Below are 23480 nucleotides of genomic sequence, written 5' to 3'. Positions count from 1 at the left end.
ATTTTATTGATTATTTTTATAGATTAAAGTTTTATCATTTTTATTAGTATTTATTATGCTTATTTCTAAGTCATTAAGATTAATATCTTTATTATTGAATGTTATAGGAACGTAATAAGATGCTGAGTTTTTTATACTATTTATAAAAAATATATCTTCAAAATCGCCTGATTTTATTTTTATAATGTAATCATCTTCTATTTCGTATTTTTCTTTGCTAGAGAAATATAAAATACCTTGCTTATCTTTTATAAGAAAATCTTTAAAATTAATTTTTATCTCTCCTATATTAATCTCATTATTTAATAGAGTATATCCATCATTTATGTTATTAGATTCATCAAAATAATATTTTTTATTTAGAGATATTTCATCTACAGTGTTAGAATGGATATCTTCTATACAGTATTTAACTTCAAAATCATTAATATTTTTATTGTCATAAAAGCTTATAAGTGTTATTTCTTTTTTATATTGAGAAATAAAATACTCATCTAAAATAATGGTTTGTAAATTAATAGAATTTATTTGTTTAGAAGATATAAGAGGACTTATTTTAGGCAAATTTTGATTTAGTTCTGATTTATCTAGAGTCTCGACAGTATACTTTGTAAACAGATAGTTTTCATATAATTTTGATTGAATAATATCAATATTATAATTCCCTATTTCAATATTTTTTTGAACAGAATAAATAGTTGATGCTAAAATAAATTTTTGTTTAACTATATTGTATCCTATAAGAAAAATAGATATTATTGAGATTGTTAATAATGTTATTTTTCTTTTTTTCATTTTTTATAATTGCTAATAACTTAAATATCAGTTATAGCAATAATTTCACCTCCTTATTATTTTAAATGTTATTATATTAGGATTAGTGATTATATTATTAATATAAATATATTATATATGAAAATAGATTAAGATTTAGCATAAACTTTGATACATTTTGTTACAAAAATAACTTAAAAAACTGTATTTTTTATATTAAATAAATTATATTTCTTTATAAATACGATTATTGACATTAACGCAACGTAAGCCTTTATTATAAATGTATCAGGAGGTGATTAAATGGAATATACAATAAAAAGTCTAGCACAGCTTGCAGGAATAAGTGTAAGGACTTTAAGATATTATGATGAAATTGGATTATTAAAACCATGTAGGATTAATTCTTCAGGATATAGAATTTATGGAGAAACAGAAATAGATTTACTTCAACAAATATTATTTTATAAATCTATGGATATGAAGCTAGAAGATATTGCACATATAATATACGATCCTGATTTTGATATTTGTGAGGCATTAGAAGAACATTATAAATACTTAATCAATAAAAAAAATCAAATAGAAAATTTAATATTTACGGTAGAAAAAACATTATCATATAAAAAAGGAGTAATTGAAATGTCAAATAAAGAAAAATTTGAAGGATTTAAAAAAGAAAAATTAGATGAAAATGAAATGAAGTATGGAAAAGAAATTAGAGAAAAATATGGACAAGAAACTATAGAGAAATCTAATAAAAAGTTTTTAAATTTGAGCGAAGAAGAATTTAAGAAAATGGTATCTATTGAAAAAGAAATGCTATTATCTTTGAAAAAGGTTATAGAAAATAATGATTTAAAAAGTGAATTTGCAAAGGATGTGTATGAAAAGCATAGAGAATGGCTAGGATTTACATGGCCATCATATACTAAGGAGGCCCATATAGGTCTTGCACAAATGTATATTTATGATGAAAGATTTACAAAATATTATAATGATAAAGTTGGACATGGAGCAGCACAAGTACTACATGATTGTATAGTAAAATATGCTAAATAAACTTGAAATTCTATTATAGTACTAATTATTATATTAAAAAGACTATATATTTTTATATAAAATATATAGTCTTTTATTATTTATGTATGAAAAGTAATATCTAAAATTTTAACTTTTTACAATTATAGGAATTATATTAGCTATTATTACTTTATTAATTTATATAATTAAAGTATTATTTATATAAGTGACTAAAAATATAAATATCAATATTGGAAAAATTTTAGAGAAATATAATTAAATTATTTTATAGAAAGGGGGAGAGTTTTGATAAAAAAGATTGTGCCGCTTTTAATTTTTTTGTGTGTAATTCTTGGATATACTATATCTTGTTCAAAAAATCAAAATAAAATTTCAGGAACTATGATTTCTGAAAGGTTATATGATCTAAATTATATATCTAAAGATAAGGGAGTAAATTTTTGTGATGTTGATTTTTATGATGAATCTACAATTTTAATTTCATACAATAATAGTATAAAGAAGAAGATTGGATATAGGTCTTATAATATAAATACGGGAGAACTATTATATGATAGAAGTATAGATGGAGAATTTTATCCTAAGATAAAAAAATTTGAAGATAAATCATTTGCTCTTTATGATAGAAATCACTTTGTTTTATTTGAATCTATAGAGGGAAATTCAAAGCTTATAAAATATTTTGATGAAAATACAAATTCAAATGAATATGAAGAATTAAAGGAGTATATATTCTATTCAAAAAGCAATTATTATTATGTAGAAAATGCAGTTTTATACGATGCTACATTTGATGGGAAGAAAAAAGTGTTAATAGATATGTCTGATTCTTATAATGAAATGTGGAGTAGATTAATAGGAGATAAATATATTTTAATCCAATGTTCTAATTATGAGAATGGACAATACCAAACTTTAATATATGATATATCAAAAGAAAAAATTAATGATGCTAAAGAATATGATTCTATGTTACCGTATATATTTGATGATGTAACTTTAATACAGGGAGGATATAGCAATATAGTAAAAATATTTTCTCATAGTAATGATAAATATGAGGATGAAATAACCCTGGATAATTATGATGATGGTGAGATGATAATATTTGCTGATGAAAATTTAATGTGGACTCATGAATATCCAGAAAACTCTATAGATGATAAGGAAATCTCTAGAATATATTCTTTAGAGGATGGTTCATTACTTTATAAAGGAGATATTTTAAGTGGATACCAATATACCTACAATTATGGCGATTTTTCAGATAATAAGGAAATGGCTATTATAGGATTAAGTGAAGATAATGAATATGAAGAGTTCGGTGTTGAAGATACTAAGTTTTTTATAGTTGATATGAAAAATTTAAGCTCAATAGAAAAACAAAAGAATCCTTATGAAAATATAGAACGATACTGCAAAGAGATAAGTCAAAGATATGGTATAGAAATTTTTATAGAAGAAGAAGCTATAGGAAACTTTCCAGACTTTACAGGAGAAGTCCTAAAAAATAAAGAGCAGATAATAGGAAGTTTAAGGGCGATAGATGAAGTACTATCTAAATTGCCTAAAGGATTTATAAAAGAATTATGCTCTAAGACTTATAAAAACTCTTTAACAGGAATTAATATATACATAACTGGAAAGTTAAGTCCAACAATTGAATATGCAGTAAGTAATCCAGAAGGATATGCATATAATGATTATGAACTTATGAAATATTGTATAGTTTTAGATGGAGAACTACCTATGTATTATATAAAGGATAACATAAAGCATGAAGTTATGCATATCATAGAGTCTAGAATTACTCAATATGATTTTAATAATTTTGATGGGTGGTATTCTTTTTTATCAAAAGGTTCAAACTATAACTATTCCTATTTAGATTATGAAGAAAGTTACTCATATACAATTGATGACGATTTAAATGAAGTATGTTTTATAAATACTTATTCAAAAACTTTTCCAGCAGAGGATAGAGCTGAAATATTTAAAATACTCTTATCAGATAGCGAGGAAAAACCTCAAGAACTAAGTTATCCTTTGATATATGAAAAGGCAAAATACTTATGTGAAATAATAAGAAATAATTTTGAATCTGTAAAAAAGTCCAATAAAGTATATTGGGAAAGATTTATTGACTAAAAATATTATTTTCTCTTTACAGATTAATATAAAAGTCATTAATAGGGAAATATTATATTAGGAGCTTTAAATGGCAATAATAATAAAAAACTAAGAGAAGGGATGACTTTTATATGTTAAATAAATTAGCAAAAAATCAATATGTAAAATTAGTAAAAAATAATGGACAAAAAAAAGAAGTAGAATATGGAATCGTATTAAATGAAAATGGCGACCAATACGATATAATGAGTGTTGGTTTTGAAAATAAAGATGGACATTTTTTAGCATATCCACCAAATGTAGAAAACTTAGTTCAAACTTATACAACTAATGACGAAACAATGTTTGATGAAGTAAAAGAAAATGAAGTAAGAAGAGCTATGAATGTATGGGTGGAAAAAAATTACAAACTATAATACAATTGGGGGGAGGGTGATTATACTTCCCCTTTTTTATTAAGAAATAATGCGTCTTAACAATAAATATCATTAATTGACTTAGCTTAATTTTATCAATATGGATTATGGCAAATTTTAGATTAAAATGATATAATTATTATAAAATAAAGGGGGAATAAATGTGAGCCAATACGTAAATATTAACTCTCAATTAGATGCATTAAAGTTAAAAGAGATAGAAAAAATTTTCTATGACAATATAAAAGAGAATACTAATACAGTTCCAAAGATTACTCCCTTTAAAGGGATTAATACAGATTTACTTTATATAGAAGATAATAAAATATTATTTATAAAATTCATGGATACCACAGAGGATTTATTCTTTATTTTAGAAGAAGAGCTATTAGAAGTAATGAATGAAGAATATGAGTCTATGCATATGAAAATGACTCAGCTTAATAAGAATATAAGCTATAATTATGTATTTATAATGCCTTATGTAGAAATTGAAGATACTTTTGGGTTAGATGAATTTGTAAATAATCATATAATAGATAAGACTAAGTTAGAAGAAATAAAAGAAAATAATAATTTAATTAATGAGTACCTAAGAAAAGAAAATAATGAGATAGAATTAAATTTACTACTCTTAGATATATGTCCAGAATATTATTTGCTAAATAATAGACTGCATATAAATGAAAGTTTTAAGAAGATTTTATTTTATAATGATGAATATAAATACACTGCTACAATGTTAGAAAAGGATCAAATAGAAAAAGTAGTTTCTATAGACTATGGAAATACTTTATTTAAAGGCGGTTCAGGTACTGGAAAAACTTCTATAATGTTGTCTAGAGCTATTAAATTAGCTAGAGTGTATCCACATCATAAGTTTTTAATATTTACTTATACAAAGCAACTACGAAATGAATTAATAGAAAATTTAAATGTACTTTATAAGGATAATAATAACTTAGAAGTACATACATTTAGTTCATTTATATTTAAGTTGGCTAAGAAATACAATTTAGTTGTAGATTATAATATGCTAAAAAATGATTATGAAAAAGCTTTTAATAATTTAATAAAGCAAGCTAAAAATGTAATAAAAACTAAGACTATTTTTAAAGGAATATTTATCGATGAAGCAGAAAGTTTTTCAATTGATGAGATAGATTTTATAAGAGAATTCTTATATAAGTCAAAATACATATTTAATGTATTTTACTGTGAAAGTTTAAATATTTCACATCATTTAAATATATTTAAATCATATTTTATAAATATAGATTTTGATAAAGAAATAGTATTGAATAAGAACTATAGGCAATCAAAAGAGCTAATAAATTTTACAAATAGTTTTGCTAAAAATTCTAATGAATATATAAAATTACTAAGGCCTAATTTATCAAAAGATGTATTTACAACAACTAAGCCTATTTTAAAAGAAGGTAAAGCGGTAGATATAGTTAAGGTAAGTGATTTAGATGAACAATTGAGCGCGGTATTATGGGAAATTGAGTATTTTACTAAGCAAAAAGGATTAAAGTATTCAGATATAGCAATTGTTTATCCATATAATAAGAAAAAATTAAAAAATGGGAAAACAATTTATTTCCAATATTTAATAAGAAAAGCTTTAGAAGAAAGAGATATACAATATATTTATGCAGAAGACACTTTAACGAATTTAAGTCCTAAAAATGGTGTTACAATATCAAATATATTCTCAATTAAAAATTTAGAATATAAGGCAGTTATCTTTTGTGAACTAGAGATGCTTTATAATCAAACGATAAATGATAAAGAGCAAGATTATCAAATAAATGACTTTGTAGGAGATTTAAATAAAATTTACTTAGCAATAAATAGAGCGACTGAGTATTTGAGTATAATAACGACTTTAAATGAAGATGGTAGTGATTTAATAAAACTCCTAATAGATTCACAATAAATAAAACATTAAAAAAGAAACTTGTGCTTAGTTAGGCATAAGTTTCTATTTTTAAATATTTATATTGATGCACCTGAGAAGTAGAAGTATGCAAGTACTATTGCACCAAGAATAATTCTATAATATCCAAATACTTTGAAGTCATGTTTCTTAATGTAATCTAGTAAGAATTTGATTGCGAACACAGAAACTATAAATGCAACAAAGCATCCAATACCTAATAATAGCCATTCGAATCCATTAAAAGCAAATCCAACTTTTAAAAGCTTAAGTGCACTTGCACCAAGCATAGTAGGAACTGCTAAGAAGAATGAAAACTCAGTAGCAACATATCTAGATGTACCAAGAAGAACAGCACCTATTATAGTAGATCCAGATCTAGATGTACCCGGTATAAGAGCTAGACATTGGAATAGACCTATACCTAAAGCTAGTTTATATGTAAGTTGATTAAAGCTAGAAACCTTAGGTTGTTTATTTCTATTTTCTAGCATTATCATTATAACACCGTATACTATAAGAGCTATAGCAACTGTAGTTGAGTTGAAGAATAAAGCATCTATTTTATCTTCAAATAATACCCCAATTAAACCAGATGGGATTATGGCAATTATAACCTTTGCCCATAAACTTAAAGTTTCATTTTTTTGAACCTTAGTTTTAGATGAATCAAATGGGTTTAATTTCTTAAAGAATATCAAAAGTACGGCAAGTATTGAACCAAATTGAATTACAACTAAGAAAGTATTAAAAAATTCAGGCGTTTGATTTAGTTTAAGGAATTGATTAACTAATATCATATGACCTGTGCTACTTACTGGTAACCATTCAGTTATACCTTGGACAATACCTATGACAATGACCTTTAAAATATCAAGCATATTGTACTACCTCCAAATAAAAAATACTAAATAAAAGTATATCAACAATAAGAAATATATTCAAGTAAAAAGAAAAAATGTTATATTTATTATAAGAAACTAATAAAGGAGAAGTTATGGAAAATACTAATGTTTTAAATGAAAATGAATTTGAAATATTTAATCAATTTGCACAAAAATTAAATCCAAGTACAAAGCATGACTATTTATCAAAAATAATACTTATGAAAGTTTACTTAAAAGAAAAAGATTTATTAGAAGTAACCAAATATGATTGTAATGAATTTATAGAATATATAAAAGATAGATATGCAAAATCAACCTGTGAAAAGATCTATAGTTATTTACATAGTTTTTATAATTTTATGAATAAAAAAGAATATATAGAAATAAACCCTTTTACATATGTAAAAAAACCTGAGGTAAGTAGAATTAAAACTAAAGAAGATGTACTTAGCGTTCAAGAGATAAATCAACTTGTTGAAATACTTCCTAAATTAAATATAAGAGATAGAGTTATAATGATATTCTTAGCGACAACTGGATGTTTGCTTAATGAACTTGTAAATTTAAAATGGAAAGATTTGATGATGGATGATAAAAATAATACATATGTGAGACTAGGTAAAGGTAAAAAGGAAAGAGTAGTTAAACTTCATCCATATTGCTTTAAATTAATTGAAGATTATAGAGATTATTCAGGACTTCCAGAATTGATACTGCCAAGTGATGAATTTGTATTCACTACTCAAAAAAGCAACTCTATAACAGATAGAAATGTAAGATTAATAGTAAAAAAGGCTCTAGATTTAGCTGGATTACCACAGTATTCTGCAAAAGATTTTAGGCATTCATTTGCAGCTATAAGCTTAAGACTTGGAGCAAATGAGGAAGATATTAAAAATCAGCTAGGTTGGAGTGATAAATACTATGCAATTAGATATAAGTATGTTTTAAATTTTGTTGATAGTGAAAGTGTAGATTATTTAATGAGTAATGATCATTTAAGTATTAATAATAAATAGTTAATAATAATTTAGATTAGGAACACCATTGTCTCAAAGTCTAAATATTTTTATATGAATTTTGAGACAAGTTTATATAAAAATATTTAGACTAATTACTCGTACTATTCTCGCACTTACAATATAGTAGTATAAAATCCTCCTAACAGACCTTATAATCTCTATACAAGACTTAGATAATTAAAGATGTATGCATATTAACTAATAATTATAAAGAAATAAATTTATATACATGAGTATATGGTTAGTAAACTAAGCATGGGGTATATAAAAAATATCACAATAAATAAGTTGAAATTTTAAGTGAATAATGAAGATAATATAGAGATTTTAAATAGGGTAAATATAAAATTAGGAGGGAAAAATATGAAAATAGAAATATATGAGAAAAATATGTATGGTATAAACGGTTTAGTAAGTTCTAAATTAGATGAAGAATCATTAAGAATTAGAAATGATTTAACAATTTTAAAAAATGAATTTAAAAGCTTAGAAGTATCAAGATATGAAGTATCATTAAAGTCAAAAAATATAAGTTCACTGATGAATATAAATAAAGATATAAAAGAATATAGTTCTATAAATAGGTCCATTTCATCATTAACTAATCTAAATGAAGAATACAATGATTTAATAAGTAAAGCAAATTTACCTATAGTTTTAGTAAATGGAGAAGTATTAGCATCAGGAAAGTACCCAACATTGAGAGAACTAAAAGAATGTATAAAAGATAATATAGAAAAAATTAAATGTATTTAACTAAAGTTTATTAAAATAATTTTAAGTAATTAAATGAATAGAGTATATATTATTAATAGAAATGGCCATATCAAATATGGCCATTTTTATTGACTTTTATAAAGGAAATTTTCGTACTTTATTTATATATAGATTATAAAAACAAAAAATATTGTTAATAAAAATATAAAAATGGAAAATAATAAACAAATTTAACGAAAGTACCATTTAAAAAAATATAAAATTATGATATAAATATTAAATAGCCTTAAAAATAAGAAGAATAAGGAGAATATCATGCAATATACATTAGAAAAGACTAATGATAAAGTTAAAAAAAAGAAAAAATTTAAGCTACCTACAGCATACACCATATTGCTTTCAATTATAGTAATAATAGCGATTATAAGTCATATTGTATCAGGAGCTAAGCCTGCTTCATTAGCAGATGTTGTTATGGCTCCAATGAACGGATTAAAAGATGCTATTGATATATGCTTATATGTAATGCTAATGGGTGGATTTTTAAATATTATAAATAAAACAGGTGCTCTTGATGCAGGAATTGGATCAATAGTTAAAAAACTTAATGGAAAAGAACTTTTACTAATACCTATACTAATGTTTATATTATCATTAGGTGGTACAAGTTTTGGTATGGCTGAAGAAACACTAGCATTTTATGCACTTGTGACAGCTACAATGATGGCAGCTGGATTTGATTCGCTTACAGCTGTAGCAACTATATTACTTGGAGCAGGATGTGGTGTTTTAGGATCCACTGTAAATCCATTCGTAGTGGCTACAAGTATAGATTCTTTAAAGAGTGTTGGTGTTAGCGCAAATCAAGCTACTGTTATGGGAATAGGAGTAGCTTTGTGGTTATCATCACTTTCAATATCAATATATTTTGTAATGAGATATGCAAAAAAGGTAAAGCAGAACAAAGAAAACTCGCTATTATCAGAAGACGAATATAATAATGCTAAAGAGAAATTTTTAAATGGAAAAGAAGAGACTTTAGAATTTACAACAAAAAGAAAAATAGTACTTAGTTTATTTGCTATATCTTTTATAGTTATGGCTCTTGGAGTTATACCTTGGGAGAGATTTGGAATAACTATGTTTAAAAATACAGACTTTTTAACAGGTGCATCATTTGGAAATTGGTGGTTTTCTGAACTTGCTATGTGGTTTGTATTAATGTCTATAATTATAGGAATTGTTTATGGATTTAAAGAAAAAGAAATAGTATCTTATATAATAGAAGGTGCAGCTGATATGGTAGGGGTAGCATTTATAATAGGAATATCAAGAGGTGTTTCTGTTATAATGTCGAATACAGGATTAGATGCTTTTGTTTTAAACAATGCATCATCATCATTACGTGGAATGTCACCTATATTATTTACAAATGTTTCTTTCTTAATATATATTGGTTTATCTTTCTTAATACCTTCAACATCAGGGCTTTCAAGTGTATCGATGCCAATATTCGGAGCTCTAGCCCATACACTAGGGTTTGCTCCAGAACTTATAATATCTATACTTGGAGCAGGATGCGGTTTAGTTAACTTAATAACTCCAACATCAGGTGTTATTATGGGAGGATTAGCAATATCAAAAGTTGATTACGGAACATGGGTAAAGTTTTCTATTAAAATAATTGCATGTATATTTGTATCGTCTACAATCATCTTATCTGTTGGAATGATGTTACTATAAGGTAAGTTAAAATTATAGCATTTAATAAAAGCTATTAACGAATTATTGTTAATAGCTTTTTTATGTTTTAGGAAATTATATTAATACTTAAAAAAAATAATTAGAAATAAAACAAATAATAAAAAATCTATTGACACTCCATATACTGGAGCCTTTATACTATCTATTTGTATAAACTAAAGAAAGGAGTTAAGTTTATGGAAAATAAAAATATATTAGGAACAGAAAAAATATCTAAATTATTTATTAAGTTTTCATTACCAGCGATAATGGCTATGGTTATAAATGGTATGCAAAATATTATAGATGGAATATTTTTAGGAAACTTTGTAGGTTCTAATGCAATGGCAAGTGTAAACTTAGTTCAGCCTTTTACACAGTTAATAATAGGTACTAGTATGATAATTAGTATAGGTTGTTTAAGCTTTGTTGGAAGGACATTAGGAGAAGGAAAGAATGAAGAAGCTCAAAATATATTTAAAACTTCTTTAATAGTTATGTGTATATCCTCAGGAGTTATAACATTTATCGGAATAATATTTAATAAAAATCTAGCAGTAATTTTAGGAGCTAATGAGGTTTTACTAGAAAGTGTAGCTATATATATAAAAACAATAGCAATATTTGCAATACCAATGTCACTAATGTTTTTGTTTGGATTTGTAGATAGAGTTATAGAAAGACCAGAGGTTTATCTAAAAGGAAGCATTTTAAGTGTAATAACTAATATAACATTAAATTACATTTTAATAAAAAAACTACAACTAGGAATAAGAGGAGCAGCTATTGCAACTGGTATGTCTTATTCTATAGCATTAATTATAGTTATAGTACCTTTATTAAATAAAAATACAGTAGTTAACATATTTAAAGGAAAGTTTGATAAGTCAACTATATGGCCAGTAATATATAATGGATCATCAGAGGGAGTAACTGCTATTGCAATTGCTACAACTGCTTATGTGTTTAATATGGCATTTATGAAAATAGCTGGTGAAGCAGGAATAGCAGCATTTACAAGTATAAATTATATATCGCAATTTGGAACTTTAATTATGTTTGGGATATCAGATGGTATAGGACCAATAATAAGCTATAATTATGGTTATGAAAAGCATGAAAGAGTAAGTCATGTTTTAAAACTTGCTAACAAGATAATTTTTATAATTGGTATAATACTATTTATAGTATTATTTTTATTCGGTAAGAACTTAGTTAGTATGTTTATGAGTGGAAACAAAGAAGTTCTTGATATGGCTGTTAGTGGATCAAAGTTATATGCTACTGCATTTTTCTTTAATGGATTTAATATTGTTTACTCTGGGTACTTTACTGCAATAGGTAAAGCAAAAGAATCTATTATTATAGCAGCATGCAGAGGGATTATTTTTGTTGTAATAGGAATATGTATTCTTCCACTTATAATTAATATAAAGGGTGTTTGGTTAACTATACCTTTTGCAGAGTTAATGACTTTTATACTAGCTATAAAGCTAATTAAAAAAGTAACAAATATTGAAGTTAATAAAGCTGCAGCATAACATTTATAAATATTAAGAGAATATCTAAAATAATAGTATTAATAGATATTCTCTTTTTTGTTTAAAATAATATATAGTTAAATTTAATAATTTGTATAAAAATAGCTAGACAAGGAATAATTATGAACTAAAACTTAAAAAAAGTTGTTATTGTTCGTATTATCTTGTATAATTATAATGTAAAAATAAGATTTAAGGACGGTGCTAATAATTATGATGGATAAGAAATATACTACATATACAAATCCACTAACAGATAGATATTGTAGTAAAGATATGAGTTATATATTTTCTCCACAATTTAAATTTTCAACTTGGAGAAAGTTATGGGTTGCTCTTGCAGAAGGAGAAAAAGAGTTAGGACTTAATATAACTGAAGATCAACTAGAGGAATTAAGAGCGAACGCAGATAATATAAATTTTGAAGAAGCTAGAAAAATAGAAAAAGAAGTTAGACATGATGTAATGAGTCATGTTAAAGCATATGGTTTACAATGTGACAAGGCTAAAGGTATAATCCATTTAGGAGCTACATCAGCTTATGTTGGGGATAATACAGACGTAATACAAATGACAGAAGCTTTAAAACTTATAAGAGTTAAATTAGTAAACTTAATAAACAACTTAAAAGAATTTTCACTAAAGTATAAAGATGTTCCAACTCTTGGATTTACACATTTCCAAGCAGCTCAGCTTACAACAGTAGGAAAAAGAGCAACATTATGGACTCAAGATTTAATAATAGATTTAGAAGATTTAAACTTTAGAATAGAAAATATGAAACTTAGAGGAGTTAAAGGTACTACTGGTACTCAAGCAAGTTTTTTAAGTTTATTTGATGGAGATCATGATAAAGTTAAAGCGTTAGATAAACTTATATGCAAAAAAATGGGATATAAAGCTTCTTATGCAGTAAGTGGGCAAACATATACTAGAAAATTAGATTATCAAGTTATAAGTATACTAAGTGGAATAGCTCAAAGTATGCATAAAATGACTAATGATATAAGATTATTACAAAGTTTAAAAGAATTAGAAGAACCATTTGAAAAAAATCAAATAGGTTCATCTGCTATGGCATATAAGAGAAATCCAATGAGAAGTGAAAGAATAGCTTCTTTATCAAAATATATAATAAGTGAAAGTTTAAGCCCTGCATTAGTGGAAGCAACTCAATGGTTAGAAAGAAGTTTAGATGATTCGGCTAATAAAAGGCTTTCAATACCTCAAGCATTTATGGCAGCGGATGCTATACTTGAAATAGGTATAAATGTAACAGATGGATTAGTAGTTTATGAAAATATGATAAATAAGCATATAAATGAAGAACTTCCTTTTATGGCTACAGAGAATATATTAATGGAAGCTGTAAAAAGAGGAGGAGATAGACAAGAATTACACGAAGTTATAAGAGAGTTATCTATGAAAGCAGCATATAGAGTTAAGCATGAAGGGAAAGATAATAATCTTATAGATCTTATAATTGAAAGTAATTCATTTAATATGGATAAAGAAGAAATATTATCTATAATAAATCCTAGAAATTTTGTAGGAAGAGCGCCAGAACAAGTTGTAGACTTTGTAAATGAAGTTGTAAATCCTGCAATAGATCCATTTAAAGATAGTATAGGAATAAATGTAGATTTACATGTATAAAATATAAGCTTTTAAACAATGGCAGTAATAATAAATTCTTATTACTGCTTTTTTTACTTTTAAATATAAAATGACATAAAAATGACATGAAAATGACATAATTATGACACAATTATTTGACCAGTATTAAGTATAATTATATTATAAAATATATTTACTTAAAAATATATAAAGTAACAGGAGGAAAAAATGAAAAAAATATTATCGATATTTATGATTTTATCAATGTTCATATTTTCTGGATGCAGTTCTCAAGGAGATAGAACTGTTACCGATAGAGAAGGAACAGAGGTAAATATACCGACAAAAATAGATAAAATAATATCAACAGCTCCATCTAATACTGAAGTAATAATGGAATTAGGATTAGGAGAAAAATTAGTAGCTATAGATAAATATTCTTTAGATATAGAAGGAATTAATAGCGAAATAACTAAAATAGACTTTTCAAACCCAGATGCAGAAACGATAATAGGTTTAGAACCAGATGTAGTTATAGCATCAGGACATAATAAGACAGGATCAGCAGAAGATCCATTCAAGGCAATAAGTGAAGCTGGAATACCAGTAGTTTACATACCAAGTAGTGACAGTATAGAAGGAATATATAAAGATATAGAATTTATAGCAGAAGTTGTAAATGAAGAAGAAAAAGGTCAAGAAATAATAGATGAAATGAAGAGTAAGGTAAGTGAAATAAAAGCTATAGGTGAAAAAATAGAAGAAAAGAAAACTGTATACTTTGAAATATCACCTGCTCCTAATCTTTACAGTTTTGGAAACGCTACATTTTTAAATGAAATGATAGAAATTGTAGGAGCTAAAAATATATTCTCAGATGAAGAGGGATGGATATCTCCAACAGCAGAATCTGTAATAAATGCAAATCCAGATGTAATAATAACAAATGCATCATATATGGAAAATCCAACAGAAGAGATCAAATCTAGGGATGCTTGGGAAAATATAACTGCAATAAAAAATAATGCAGTATATTTAGTTGATAAAAATGCATCGTCACGTCCATCTCAAAATGCAATAAAAGCTTTAGAAGAAATAGCTAAGGCAGTATATCCAGAGTACTATGGAAAATAAGAAAAAGGCAATAATAAGTATTTTACTAGCACTTATCATTATAGGTATTGGAACTTCAATTGGAAGTTCCAATATTAATTTATTAGAAACTATATCAATATTAGTAAATAAAGTGTTTAATATACCTTTGATGGAAGGAATTGAGGCGAAAAATATAGGTATAGTATGGAAATTAAGACTACCTAGAGTGCTATTAGCATTTTTTGTTGGAGGATGCTTGGCAACTAGTGGAGCTGTGGTGCAATCAATCTTAAAAAATCAATTAGCATCTCCTTATACATTGGGAGTATCATCGGGAGCATCGTTAGGAGCAGGATTAGTAATAATTACAGGGGTAGCTGTACCTGTTGTAAGCAGTTTTACCCTACCTCTAGTAGGATTTTTATTTGGATTAGGAACTGTATATATAGTTTTAGCATTTTCATCTAAAATAGATAAAACTATGTCGAATAATACAGTTATATTATCAGGTATGGTATTTTCTCTATTTGTAAATGCTATACTAACTACATTAACGGCACTATTTTCTGAAGACTTAAAAAGTATATCTCTTTGGCAAATGGGAAGCTTTTCTATGAAAGGTTGGAGTTATGTGAAACTTATTATACCATTTGCAGTATTAGGTATGCTTGGTATAATGAGGTATATTAGAGAAATGGATATTATAACTTTTGGAGAAGAACATGCTAAAACTGTTGGTGTGGAAACATCTAAAGTTAAAAGTAAATTATTCATTTATAGTGCAATGCTTACAGGAGGAGCAATATCTTTAAGTGGAACTATAGGCTTTATAGATTTAATAGCACCTCATTTCGTTAGGAGAATATTTGGTTCGAAACATAAGTATGTAATACCAATGTCCTTTATTTGTGGTGGATGTTTAATGGTCATAGCGGATATTATTGCTAGAACTATAATTGTACCATCTGAATTACCAGTAGGTGCAGTAACAGCACTTATAGGGGCGCCATTCTTTGCATATGTGTATTTTAAAAAATAAAGGTGAGAAATATGTTAAAAATAAAAAATCTATATAGTGGATATGATGATTTAGATATAATAAAAGATATAAGTATAGACGTAAATAAAGGGGAGAATTTATTTATTATAGGACCAAATGGTTGTGGTAAAAGTACTCTTTTAAAATCTATAGCGAATGTTATTGACTATAGAGGTAATATAAAAATAGATGATAAAGAAGTATCATCCTTTGATAGAAAAACATTAGCTAAAAGAGTGGGATTAATGAGTCAAATATCAGAGATACATTTTCCTTATACAGTATATGACACAGTCTCTCTTGGAAGATATCCATATACTAAAGGTTTTTTTTCGTCTTTATCTAAAGAAGATATAAAAATAGTTTTAGATAATATAGAAAAGGTTGGCTTAACTAAAGAGAAAGATAAGATGATAACAGATTTATCAGGGGGTCAATTACAAAGAGTATTTTTAGCTAAATTATTTTCTCAAGATCCAGATATAATACTTCTTGATGAACCTACTAACCATCTAGACTATAAATACCAAATTGAATTATTAGAATATGTAAAGATTTGGTCTAAGTCAAAAAATAAGATAGTAGTTGGAGTATTGCATGATTTAAACTTAGTACATAATTTTGCAGACAATGTTATTATGCTAGATAAAGGTGTAATTGTATCTAAAGGTAAAACAAAAGAAGTTTTAAATGGTTTTAAATTAAAAGATGTTTATGATATAGATATCAAAGAATTTATGTTAAAAGCACTAAATAAATGGAATGAGAAATAAAGTAGAATTTTTATCCTAATATAGTATAAGATTGTCATAGTACAGATATAAAAGTATAATAATAAAGATGAAATTTAAAAAAATAAACTTTATTAGGAGGTACATTTATGCCACAAATAAAAATAAGAGGAATAAATGAAAATGATATTTGTAAAATAAGTGAGAAGATGATAGATGAATTGGTAGATGCAGTAAAATGCCCAAGAGATTATTTTGAAATTGAGTGCATAAAATCCGTAGCAATAAGAAATGGAAAAATATCTGAAGTATATCCTTTTGTAGAGGTTGCTTGGTTTGATAGAGGACAAGAAGTTCAAGATATTGTTGCAAATATAATAACAAATAATATAAGAGAAAATTTAAATGTAGAAAGTATGGATTTGGCTTTTACAGTATTTGAAAAAGAAAGGTATTATGAAAATGGTGAGCATTTCTAAATAAAATATTAAATTTATGAATTAAAATGTTATTTCTTGCAAAAAGTAATCCTATAAAACTAAGGAGGGAGACTTATGTCAGGAAATAACAATAATGTAAAAAAATTAACCTTAGTATCGTTAATATTAATGATATTCACATCAGTATTTGGTTTTGCTAATATGCCTAGAGCCTTCTATTTAATGGGATATGCAGCAATACCTTGGTATATTCTTAGTGCTATACTATTTTTTATACCATATGCATTTATGATGTCAGAGTATGGTGCAGCGTATCAGAATGAAACTGGCGGTATATACTCATGGATGGAGCGTTCTGTAGGTGCAAAATATGCTTTTATATCTACATTTATGTGGTATGCATCTTACATAGTATGGATGGTAAGTACATCATCTTCATTATGGATACCATTTTCAAATGCAATATTTGGATATGATAAAACTTCAGAATGGTCTATATTAGGATTAAATGCTACTCAAACATTAGGAATACTAGCTGTAATATGGATTATAGTGGTTACATATGTATCTACAAAAGGAATTGAAAAAATAACAAAAATAACGTCAGTAGGTGGATCTGCAGTAGCCTTACTAAATATAGTTTTATTAGTAGGTGGTATAATAGTATTATTTTTGAATAAAGGAAAACTAGCACAGCCAATAGTAGATATTTCTAAAAGCTTTACTGTTTCGCCTAACCCAGCTTATAAAACTATGATAAGTATATTTTCATTTTTGGCATATGCAATTTTTGCATTTGGTGGTTTAGAAGTTATAGGTGGACTTGTTGATCAAACTGAAAATGCTGAAAGTACATTCCCAAAAGGTGTCACAATAGCTGCTGTTGTAATAGCAATAGGATATTCTATAGGAATATTTGCTTGTGGATTATTTACTAACTGGCAAAATGTACTATCCGTAGAAGGTGTTCATATGGGGAATGTAGCTTATATTTTAATGCAAAACCTAGGGTTTGAGTTAGGAGTTGCCTTTGGAGTTGGAGCAGATACCGCTTTAACTATAGGATTATGGATAGCGAGATTTACAGGTTTATCGATGTTCTTAGCTTTAAGTGGTGCATTTTTTACATTGACATACTCACCTTTAAAGACTTTAATACAAGGATCTCCACAGGAAGTATGGCCAGGTAATTTTGCTAAGATTGAAAATGGAATGCCTATAAATGCTATGAAAGTACAAGCAACAATAGTTATTGTATTAATTTTATTAGTATCATTTGGTGGTAAAGGAGCATCTGAGTTTTTCTCATTATTAGTTTCGATGACCAATGTAGCTATGACAATACCATATGTGCTATTAGCTGCAGCATTTCCAGCATTTAAGAAAAAGCAACTAAAGGGAGAGGTTTCAAGCCCATTTATGGTTTATAAAACTTATTCAATATCTTTAATTGCTACAGTTATAGTTTGTATAGTAGTTAGTTTTGCAAATGTATTCTCTATAATAGAACCTTCTCTAAATGGAAGAATGTTAGATACTATTATGATGATAGCAGGACCATTAATATTTTCCTTAATAGCATTTATACTATATAGCAATTATGAAAAAAAATATAAGAAAAAGTAAAAAAATATATAGATAAAGAACTTATTTAAGTAAAATTTTATAAGTTCTTTTCTTTTATTGAATTGTGCAAAATATACAGAAATTTTAAATTATTTCTTGTAAAACTATTGAAATATGTATAATTTTAATGTAAACTATTAATTGTTAAAAAGTTAATAAACTAAACATCTGGGGTGATATATTATGAAAGGTATAGTAGCTAGTACAATAGGATTTATTTCGAAAACGTTTCCAGCTTTATATTCTACTTTCTATTTAGATTATTTAAAGCAATATTCAAGTTCATATGATGTTAATAAAACTCAGCTTAGAGCATTAGTTTTCGTAAACAATAATGGTCCAATAAGTATGACTGATTTATGTGCAAAGTTAAACATTGAGAAGGGGAGTTTAACAAGCATGGTAGATGACTTAACAGATAAAGGATATGTTGTAAGGGAGAAAGATGCTTCAGATAGAAGAAAGTACTTAATAACTATAACTGAAAATGGTAAAAATGTTGCATTAGACTTTATGGGGAAATTAAGTAATAGTCTTGAAGAAAAGCTTTTTAAATTAACTGAAGAAGAACAAAGTAAGTATATGGAAGCAATAGGAACATTACAAACAATTCTAAATAAAGAAAATTTAGGATAAAAGATAGGGAGTTTTATAAAATATAATAAAAGAGATCTAAGTGTAGTATATAAAATATTACTAAATTAGATCTCTTTTACTTTTTATATATCATAAAAATTTGAATGAAAATTATGAAAATTCAAGTTAAATTTCAGCCTTTACTTTTGAATTTACATATTCCTCTAATCCTTCTTTTAAAAGTTTTGCAGCTTTTGATAAATCTTTTTCATTTAGGATATAAGCTAATCTTATTTCATCTTTTCCTAAATCTGGGGTAGTGTAAAATCCTTGAGCAGGGCAAACCATAACTGTTTCATTATCTCTACTAAACTCATTTAGCATCCATATTGCAAAATCTTCGGAATCCTCAACTGGAAGTTTTGCCAAAATATAAAATGCACCAGGTGGTTTTTTACAAATAACCCCCTCTACTTTCATAAGCTCATTATATAATACATCTCTTCTTTTTTCATATTCCTCTTTTATTTCTTTAAAATAAGAACTTGGTATTTCATATAACTTAGATGCACCTATTTGATCAAGTGTAGCAACACACAATCTACCTTGACATAATTTTAAAATTTGGGCAATTAAAGTTTTATCCTTACAAGCAAGAGAACCTATTCTAGCTCCACAGGCACTATATCTCTTAGAAACACTATCAATAATAATTACTCTATCTTCTACATCTTTTATATTGCCAAAGCTAAAGTATTTTCTATCATCATAAATAAATTCTCTATAAACTTCATCTGAAATAATCCATAAATCATGTTCAATTGCTATTTCAGATAACATCTTTATTTCATCTAATGTGAAAACTGCACCTGTTGGATTTCCAGGATTAGATAATAAGATTGCTTTAGTTTTTTTATCAATTTTAGATATAATATCTTCTTTATTAGGAAGATGGAACCCATTTTCAGCGGTAGTCGTTATAGGATTAATATTTACATTTATACTTTGAGTAAATCCTAAGTAGTTTGTATAGAATGGTTCTGGAGATATTACATTATCACCAGGATCACATACTGCCATTAGAGCAAATAATAAACCTTCACTTCCCCCATTTGTTACTAATAGTTCATCTTTATCAAACTCAATATTATAATTACGATAATACTTTTGAATAGATTCAATTAAACTACTCATACCATTAGATGGACAATACTTTAAAACATCTTTATCGAAATTTTGAACCGCATTAAAAAATTCTTTAGGAGTTTTAATATCAGGTTGCCCAATATTTAAGTGATATACTTTAACCCCATTCTTTATTGCTTTTTCCTCAAAAGGTGCTAGTTTTCTAATTGGAGATGACTGCATAGAGCTAACCCTTTGTGAATACTTCATTAAAATTTCACCCCTTTAATTAAATTTTTCCTTAAGATTAATACTAACAGATATAATCTTAAAAATCATTATAAACTAAAAAAATATTTGTTTAGACAAAATATAATTTAAACAACTATTAAAAATAGATGTGTAAGATAGAATTATATTTGAATTTTATAGAAAAATAAAGTATATGTAATAATAGAGTTTGTATTTTACTGAAAAAATCAATTATAATAAAATTAATATGCGATTTTAATCTAAGAGGTGCGAGTTATGAAAGAATTAAGAAGAGATCCTATTACAAATGATATAGTTGTACTTGCAAAAAATAGATCAAAGAGACCTATGGATAAGGTGAATAACCAAAATGATAAAGAAGTTATAGAAGAATATAGAAAAGATTGCCCTTTTTGTAGAGGGAATGAAAAGCATACTGAAAAATGTACTTTTGAAATCAAAGGAGAAGATGGTTGGATAGTTAGATCTGTATATAATAAATTTCCTATAGTTGATTCACTATCAGAAGAAATTTTTGGACATCATGAAGTAATGATTGATACGAATAGACACAATGGTAATTTTTATAATATGAGTGAAGAAGAATTTTTTTATTTATTAAAAATGTATAAAGATAGATATGTGTTTATGGCTAAAAATGAACAAGTTAAATATATAAGTATATTTAAAAATTTTTTAAGAAGAGCAGGAGCATCCTTAATTCATCCACATTCGCAAATAATATCTTTATCAATAGTGCCACCAGAGGTAGAAAATGAAATAAATATATCTAAAAGATATTATGAAAAAAATAATAAATCATTATATGAATATATTATTGAAAGTGAATTGAAATATCAAGAAAGAGTTATATACGATAATAAAGATTATTTATTAGTAGTACCTGAAATTGCTAAGTATGGTGGTGAGATAAGGCTTTTCTTTAAAAGTAAAAAAAGATTTGAAGAATTAAAAGAGGCTGAATTAAAAGAGTTAGGTAGAATATTAGAAAGATTATTTAAAAAAATGTATGAAGTACATGGGTATAATCCTTTTAATATTTGTATACATACTCACCCAATAAATACAGATGAAAAACATGAAGAACATTTTAGAACTCATATCCATATAATTCCAAGAAAATATAGTTTTGGAGGGTTTGAGCTATCTACAGATTTATATGTATCATCAATTAATGCAGATGAATTAGCAAAAAAATTAAGATTTGATTAGTAAAAGAATTGATTATAACTTATAAATAAGGGTAATTTATATAATATAATCGTAAAAGTATATTATATAAATTTATTATACAATAACTACATAAATAGGAGGACATAATGAAATTTATATCTTGGAATGTTAACGGACTTAGAGCATGTGTTACTAAGGGATTTTTAGATTTTTTCAAAGAAGTAAATGCAGATATTTTTTGTTTACAAGAAACTAAGCTTCAAGAGGGACAAATCGATTTAGACTTAGAAGGTTATTATCAATATTGGAATTATGCACAAAAGAAAGGTTATTCTGGAACTGCAATATTTACAAAAGTAGAACCAATAAGTGTAACTTATGGAATCGGTATTGAAGAGCATGATACTGAAGGAAGAGTAATAACTTTAGAATTTGAAGATTTTCATTTTGTAACAGTTTATACACCAAATTCACAAAGTGAATTAAAAAGATTAGACTATAGAATGAAGTGGGAAGATGATTTTAGAGAATACTTATTAAAATTAGATAGTAAAAAACCTGTAATAATGTGTGGAGATTTAAATGTAGCTCACAAAGAAATAGATTTAAAAAATCCTAAAACAAATAGAAAAAATGCAGGATTTACAGATGAAGAAAGAAATAAATTTACAGAATTTTTAGAGTCTGGATTTATAGATACATATAGATTCTTTAATCCAGATAAAACAGATATATATTCTTGGTGGTCATATAGATTTAAAGCAAGAGAAAAGAATGCAGGCTGGAGAATAGATTATTTCTGTGCTTCTAAAAAATTAGAAGATAGATTAGTAAGTGCTGATATACATACAGAAGTATTAGGTTCAGATCACTGTCCGGTAGAATTGGTCATAAAATAAATAATATATTAAATAAAGATTTCATTAAATTTTTTAATGGAGTCTTTATTTATTTAAGTAAAAAAATATATATGTAAATAAATAATATTAATATCAATGGAATAAATAAATCTAACAATTCATACTATTTATAGTAATAAAACTATGAAAATAATCACTTAAACTATATTTTCGAGGGGGATAAATAGATGAATTTATTAGAGTTAAAAAGTAAGTTAGAAAAAGGTAAAGCACTACAAGGTGAAGTAGTATACATAAAAGAAGATAATCTTATATCTGGTATAAATTCAGTATATAAAAATCAAGAAGATAAAAGTGTTGTTTTAATAAAATCTAATGAAGAAACTATAAAAGTAGATAATCTATTAGAAATATTAAATGAAATATATGCTTTAGTAGGTGATGTAGAGATTTTTATTTGTGATGGAGAGTTAAGTAGAGATAATATAAGAAGTATAGAATCTGTAGAGTTCGCACAGTATGAATTAACAAAAATGTTATTTATAAATGTATAGAAATAACTTTGAAAGAAATAGACCTACAGTTAATGCTATCTTAGCTATATAAACTTTAAGTAAAGGCCTACCTTATATCTAATTTAGGATTATATGTGTTAAATGAAGTTATAGAATTAATATAATAAAAAGATAAGCTAAAGCATTATGGCTTT

Annotated in this window: 21 protein-coding genes; 18 read left to right on the top strand and 3 right to left on the bottom strand. The window is 25.9% G+C overall.

Annotated elements, in window-relative coordinates; all coding sequences use genetic code 11:
- Positions 1-3: 3 nt before the first annotated feature.
- Positions 4-795 carry a hypothetical protein gene (locus HF520_RS08680; RefSeq protein ID WP_168573648.1) on the bottom strand — a complete coding sequence of 264 codons (792 nt, stop codon included), beginning with the start codon at positions 793-795 and terminating at the stop codon, positions 4-6.
- 282 nt (positions 796-1077) lie between these two features.
- Here HF520_RS08680 and HF520_RS08675 point away from each other — a divergent pair, with 282 nt between their 5' ends.
- From HF520_RS08675 to HF520_RS08660, 4 genes are all read left to right on the top strand, one after another.
- A complete protein-coding gene (locus tag HF520_RS08675) occupies positions 1078-1836 on the top strand; it encodes a MerR family transcriptional regulator (RefSeq protein WP_168573647.1) in 759 nt (252 codons plus the stop codon).
- A gap of 267 nt (positions 1837-2103) precedes the next feature.
- On the top strand, positions 2104-3966 hold the full coding sequence (locus HF520_RS08670) for a hypothetical protein (RefSeq protein ID WP_168573646.1): 1863 nt from the start codon (positions 2104-2106) through the stop codon (positions 3964-3966).
- Between the two features lie 113 nt (positions 3967-4079).
- Positions 4080-4364 carry a hypothetical protein gene (locus HF520_RS08665; protein ID WP_168573645.1) on the top strand — a complete coding sequence of 95 codons (285 nt, stop codon included), beginning with the start codon at positions 4080-4082 and terminating at the stop codon, positions 4362-4364.
- A gap of 163 nt (positions 4365-4527) precedes the next feature.
- Positions 4528-6306, top strand: coding sequence for a UvrD-helicase domain-containing protein (locus HF520_RS08660; protein WP_168573644.1), 1779 nt, complete (start codon positions 4528-4530; stop codon positions 6304-6306).
- A 59-nt stretch (positions 6307-6365) separates the two neighbouring features.
- Here HF520_RS08660 and HF520_RS08655 read toward each other — a convergent pair whose 3' ends face one another.
- Complete coding sequence (locus HF520_RS08655) at positions 6366-7187, bottom strand: undecaprenyl-diphosphate phosphatase (RefSeq protein ID WP_168573643.1); 822 nt, start codon at positions 7185-7187, stop codon at positions 6366-6368.
- Between the two features lie 116 nt (positions 7188-7303).
- On the opposite strand from HF520_RS08655, the gene HF520_RS08650 reads away from it, so the two are divergent.
- The 11 genes from HF520_RS08650 (at position 7304) to HF520_RS08600 (ending at position 19400) form a co-directional block, all read left to right on the top strand.
- The gene (locus HF520_RS08650) at positions 7304-8212 is read left to right on the top strand and encodes a tyrosine-type recombinase/integrase (protein WP_168573642.1); all 909 of its coding nucleotides are present in this window, start codon (positions 7304-7306) and stop codon (positions 8210-8212) included.
- Positions 8213-8578: 366 nt separating this feature from the next.
- Positions 8579-8971, top strand: coding sequence for an arsenic metallochaperone ArsD family protein (locus tag HF520_RS08645; protein ID WP_168573641.1), 393 nt, complete (start codon positions 8579-8581; stop codon positions 8969-8971).
- A 276-nt stretch (positions 8972-9247) separates the two neighbouring features.
- Positions 9248-10675: a YfcC family protein gene (locus HF520_RS08640; protein ID WP_168573640.1), complete on the top strand. Its 1428-nt coding sequence runs from the start codon at positions 9248-9250 to the stop codon at positions 10673-10675.
- A gap of 197 nt (positions 10676-10872) precedes the next feature.
- On the top strand, positions 10873-12216 hold the full coding sequence (locus HF520_RS08635) for an MATE family efflux transporter (RefSeq protein ID WP_168573639.1): 1344 nt from the start codon (positions 10873-10875) through the stop codon (positions 12214-12216).
- A 213-nt stretch (positions 12217-12429) separates the two neighbouring features.
- Positions 12430-13872, top strand: coding sequence for an adenylosuccinate lyase (gene purB, locus HF520_RS08630; protein WP_168573638.1), 1443 nt, complete (start codon positions 12430-12432; stop codon positions 13870-13872).
- Between the two features lie 189 nt (positions 13873-14061).
- The gene (locus HF520_RS08625; RefSeq protein WP_243155132.1) at positions 14062-14967 is read left to right on the top strand and encodes an ABC transporter substrate-binding protein; all 906 of its coding nucleotides are present in this window, start codon (positions 14062-14064) and stop codon (positions 14965-14967) included.
- Positions 14957-15967, top strand: coding sequence for a FecCD family ABC transporter permease (locus HF520_RS08620; protein WP_168573637.1), 1011 nt, complete (start codon positions 14957-14959; stop codon positions 15965-15967). The genes HF520_RS08625 and HF520_RS08620 overlap by 11 nt, the downstream gene beginning before the upstream one ends.
- Positions 15968-15978: 11 nt before the next feature.
- Complete coding sequence (locus HF520_RS08615) at positions 15979-16740, top strand: ABC transporter ATP-binding protein (RefSeq protein WP_168573636.1); 762 nt, start codon at positions 15979-15981, stop codon at positions 16738-16740.
- A 107-nt stretch (positions 16741-16847) separates the two neighbouring features.
- Positions 16848-17177, top strand: coding sequence for a DUF1904 domain-containing protein (locus HF520_RS08610; protein ID WP_168573635.1), 330 nt, complete (start codon positions 16848-16850; stop codon positions 17175-17177).
- 75 nt (positions 17178-17252) lie between these two features.
- Positions 17253-18764, top strand: coding sequence for a glutamate/gamma-aminobutyrate family transporter YjeM (gene yjeM, locus HF520_RS08605; RefSeq protein ID WP_168573634.1), 1512 nt, complete (start codon positions 17253-17255; stop codon positions 18762-18764).
- A 183-nt stretch (positions 18765-18947) separates the two neighbouring features.
- Complete coding sequence (locus tag HF520_RS08600) at positions 18948-19400, top strand: MarR family winged helix-turn-helix transcriptional regulator (RefSeq protein ID WP_168573633.1); 453 nt, start codon at positions 18948-18950, stop codon at positions 19398-19400.
- Between the two features lie 126 nt (positions 19401-19526).
- Here HF520_RS08600 and HF520_RS08595 read toward each other — a convergent pair whose 3' ends face one another.
- The gene (locus HF520_RS08595; protein ID WP_168573632.1) at positions 19527-20735 is read right to left on the bottom strand and encodes a pyridoxal phosphate-dependent aminotransferase; all 1209 of its coding nucleotides are present in this window, start codon (positions 20733-20735) and stop codon (positions 19527-19529) included.
- 258 nt (positions 20736-20993) lie between these two features.
- Between HF520_RS08595 and HF520_RS08590 the strand changes: the two genes are divergently transcribed.
- From HF520_RS08590 to HF520_RS08580, 3 genes are all read left to right on the top strand, one after another.
- Entirely contained in the window at positions 20994-21950 is a 957-nt protein-coding gene (locus HF520_RS08590; RefSeq protein WP_168573631.1) for a galactose-1-phosphate uridylyltransferase, read from the top strand.
- A gap of 107 nt (positions 21951-22057) precedes the next feature.
- The gene (locus tag HF520_RS08585) at positions 22058-22810 is read left to right on the top strand and encodes an exodeoxyribonuclease III (protein ID WP_168573630.1); all 753 of its coding nucleotides are present in this window, start codon (positions 22058-22060) and stop codon (positions 22808-22810) included.
- A 188-nt stretch (positions 22811-22998) separates the two neighbouring features.
- Positions 22999-23325: a hypothetical protein gene (locus HF520_RS08580; RefSeq protein WP_168573629.1), complete on the top strand. Its 327-nt coding sequence runs from the start codon at positions 22999-23001 to the stop codon at positions 23323-23325.
- Positions 23326-23480 lie beyond the last annotated feature (155 nt).

Origin of the sequence: Romboutsia sp. CE17 (assembly GCF_012317385.1) — a bacterium.
Classification (GTDB): Bacteria; Bacillota; Clostridia; order Peptostreptococcales; family Peptostreptococcaceae; genus Romboutsia_E.
Note: the sequence above shows the minus strand (reverse complement) of the source record. Positions and strands in the feature narration are given on the sequence as shown.

Excerpts from the sequence above, each read along its gene's own strand:
- HF520_RS08610 (WP_168573635.1), top strand. The coding sequence starts at position 16,848 with ATGCCACAAATAAAAATAAGAGGAATAAATGAAAATGATATTTGTAAA.
- HF520_RS08590 (WP_168573631.1), top strand. The coding sequence starts at position 20,994 with ATGAAAGAATTAAGAAGAGATCCTATTACAAATGATATAGTTGTACTT.
- yjeM (WP_168573634.1), top strand. The coding sequence starts at position 17,253 with ATGTCAGGAAATAACAATAATGTAAAAAAATTAACCTTAGTATCGTTA.
- HF520_RS08665 (WP_168573645.1), top strand. The coding sequence starts at position 4,080 with ATGTTAAATAAATTAGCAAAAAATCAATATGTAAAATTAGTAAAAAAT.
- HF520_RS08675 (WP_168573647.1), top strand. The coding sequence starts at position 1,078 with ATGGAATATACAATAAAAAGTCTAGCACAGCTTGCAGGAATAAGTGTA.
- HF520_RS08635 (WP_168573639.1), top strand. The coding sequence starts at position 10,873 with ATGGAAAATAAAAATATATTAGGAACAGAAAAAATATCTAAATTATTT.
- HF520_RS08645 (WP_168573641.1), top strand. The coding sequence starts at position 8,579 with ATGAAAATAGAAATATATGAGAAAAATATGTATGGTATAAACGGTTTA.
- HF520_RS08580 (WP_168573629.1), top strand. The coding sequence starts at position 22,999 with ATGAATTTATTAGAGTTAAAAAGTAAGTTAGAAAAAGGTAAAGCACTA.
- HF520_RS08600 (WP_168573633.1), top strand. The coding sequence starts at position 18,948 with ATGAAAGGTATAGTAGCTAGTACAATAGGATTTATTTCGAAAACGTTT.
- HF520_RS08620 (WP_168573637.1), top strand. The coding sequence starts at position 14,957 with ATGGAAAATAAGAAAAAGGCAATAATAAGTATTTTACTAGCACTTATC.
- HF520_RS08655 (WP_168573643.1), bottom strand. The coding sequence starts at position 7,187 with ATGCTTGATATTTTAAAGGTCATTGTCATAGGTATTGTCCAAGGTATA.
- HF520_RS08625 (WP_243155132.1), top strand. The coding sequence starts at position 14,062 with ATGAAAAAAATATTATCGATATTTATGATTTTATCAATGTTCATATTT.
- HF520_RS08585 (WP_168573630.1), top strand. The coding sequence starts at position 22,058 with ATGAAATTTATATCTTGGAATGTTAACGGACTTAGAGCATGTGTTACT.
- HF520_RS08650 (WP_168573642.1), top strand. The coding sequence starts at position 7,304 with ATGGAAAATACTAATGTTTTAAATGAAAATGAATTTGAAATATTTAAT.
- HF520_RS08680 (WP_168573648.1), bottom strand. The coding sequence starts at position 795 with ATGAAAAAAAGAAAAATAACATTATTAACAATCTCAATAATATCTATT.
- HF520_RS08615 (WP_168573636.1), top strand. The coding sequence starts at position 15,979 with ATGTTAAAAATAAAAAATCTATATAGTGGATATGATGATTTAGATATA.
- HF520_RS08595 (WP_168573632.1), bottom strand. The coding sequence starts at position 20,735 with ATGAAGTATTCACAAAGGGTTAGCTCTATGCAGTCATCTCCAATTAGA.
- HF520_RS08640 (WP_168573640.1), top strand. The coding sequence starts at position 9,248 with ATGCAATATACATTAGAAAAGACTAATGATAAAGTTAAAAAAAAGAAA.
- purB (WP_168573638.1), top strand. The coding sequence starts at position 12,430 with ATGATGGATAAGAAATATACTACATATACAAATCCACTAACAGATAGA.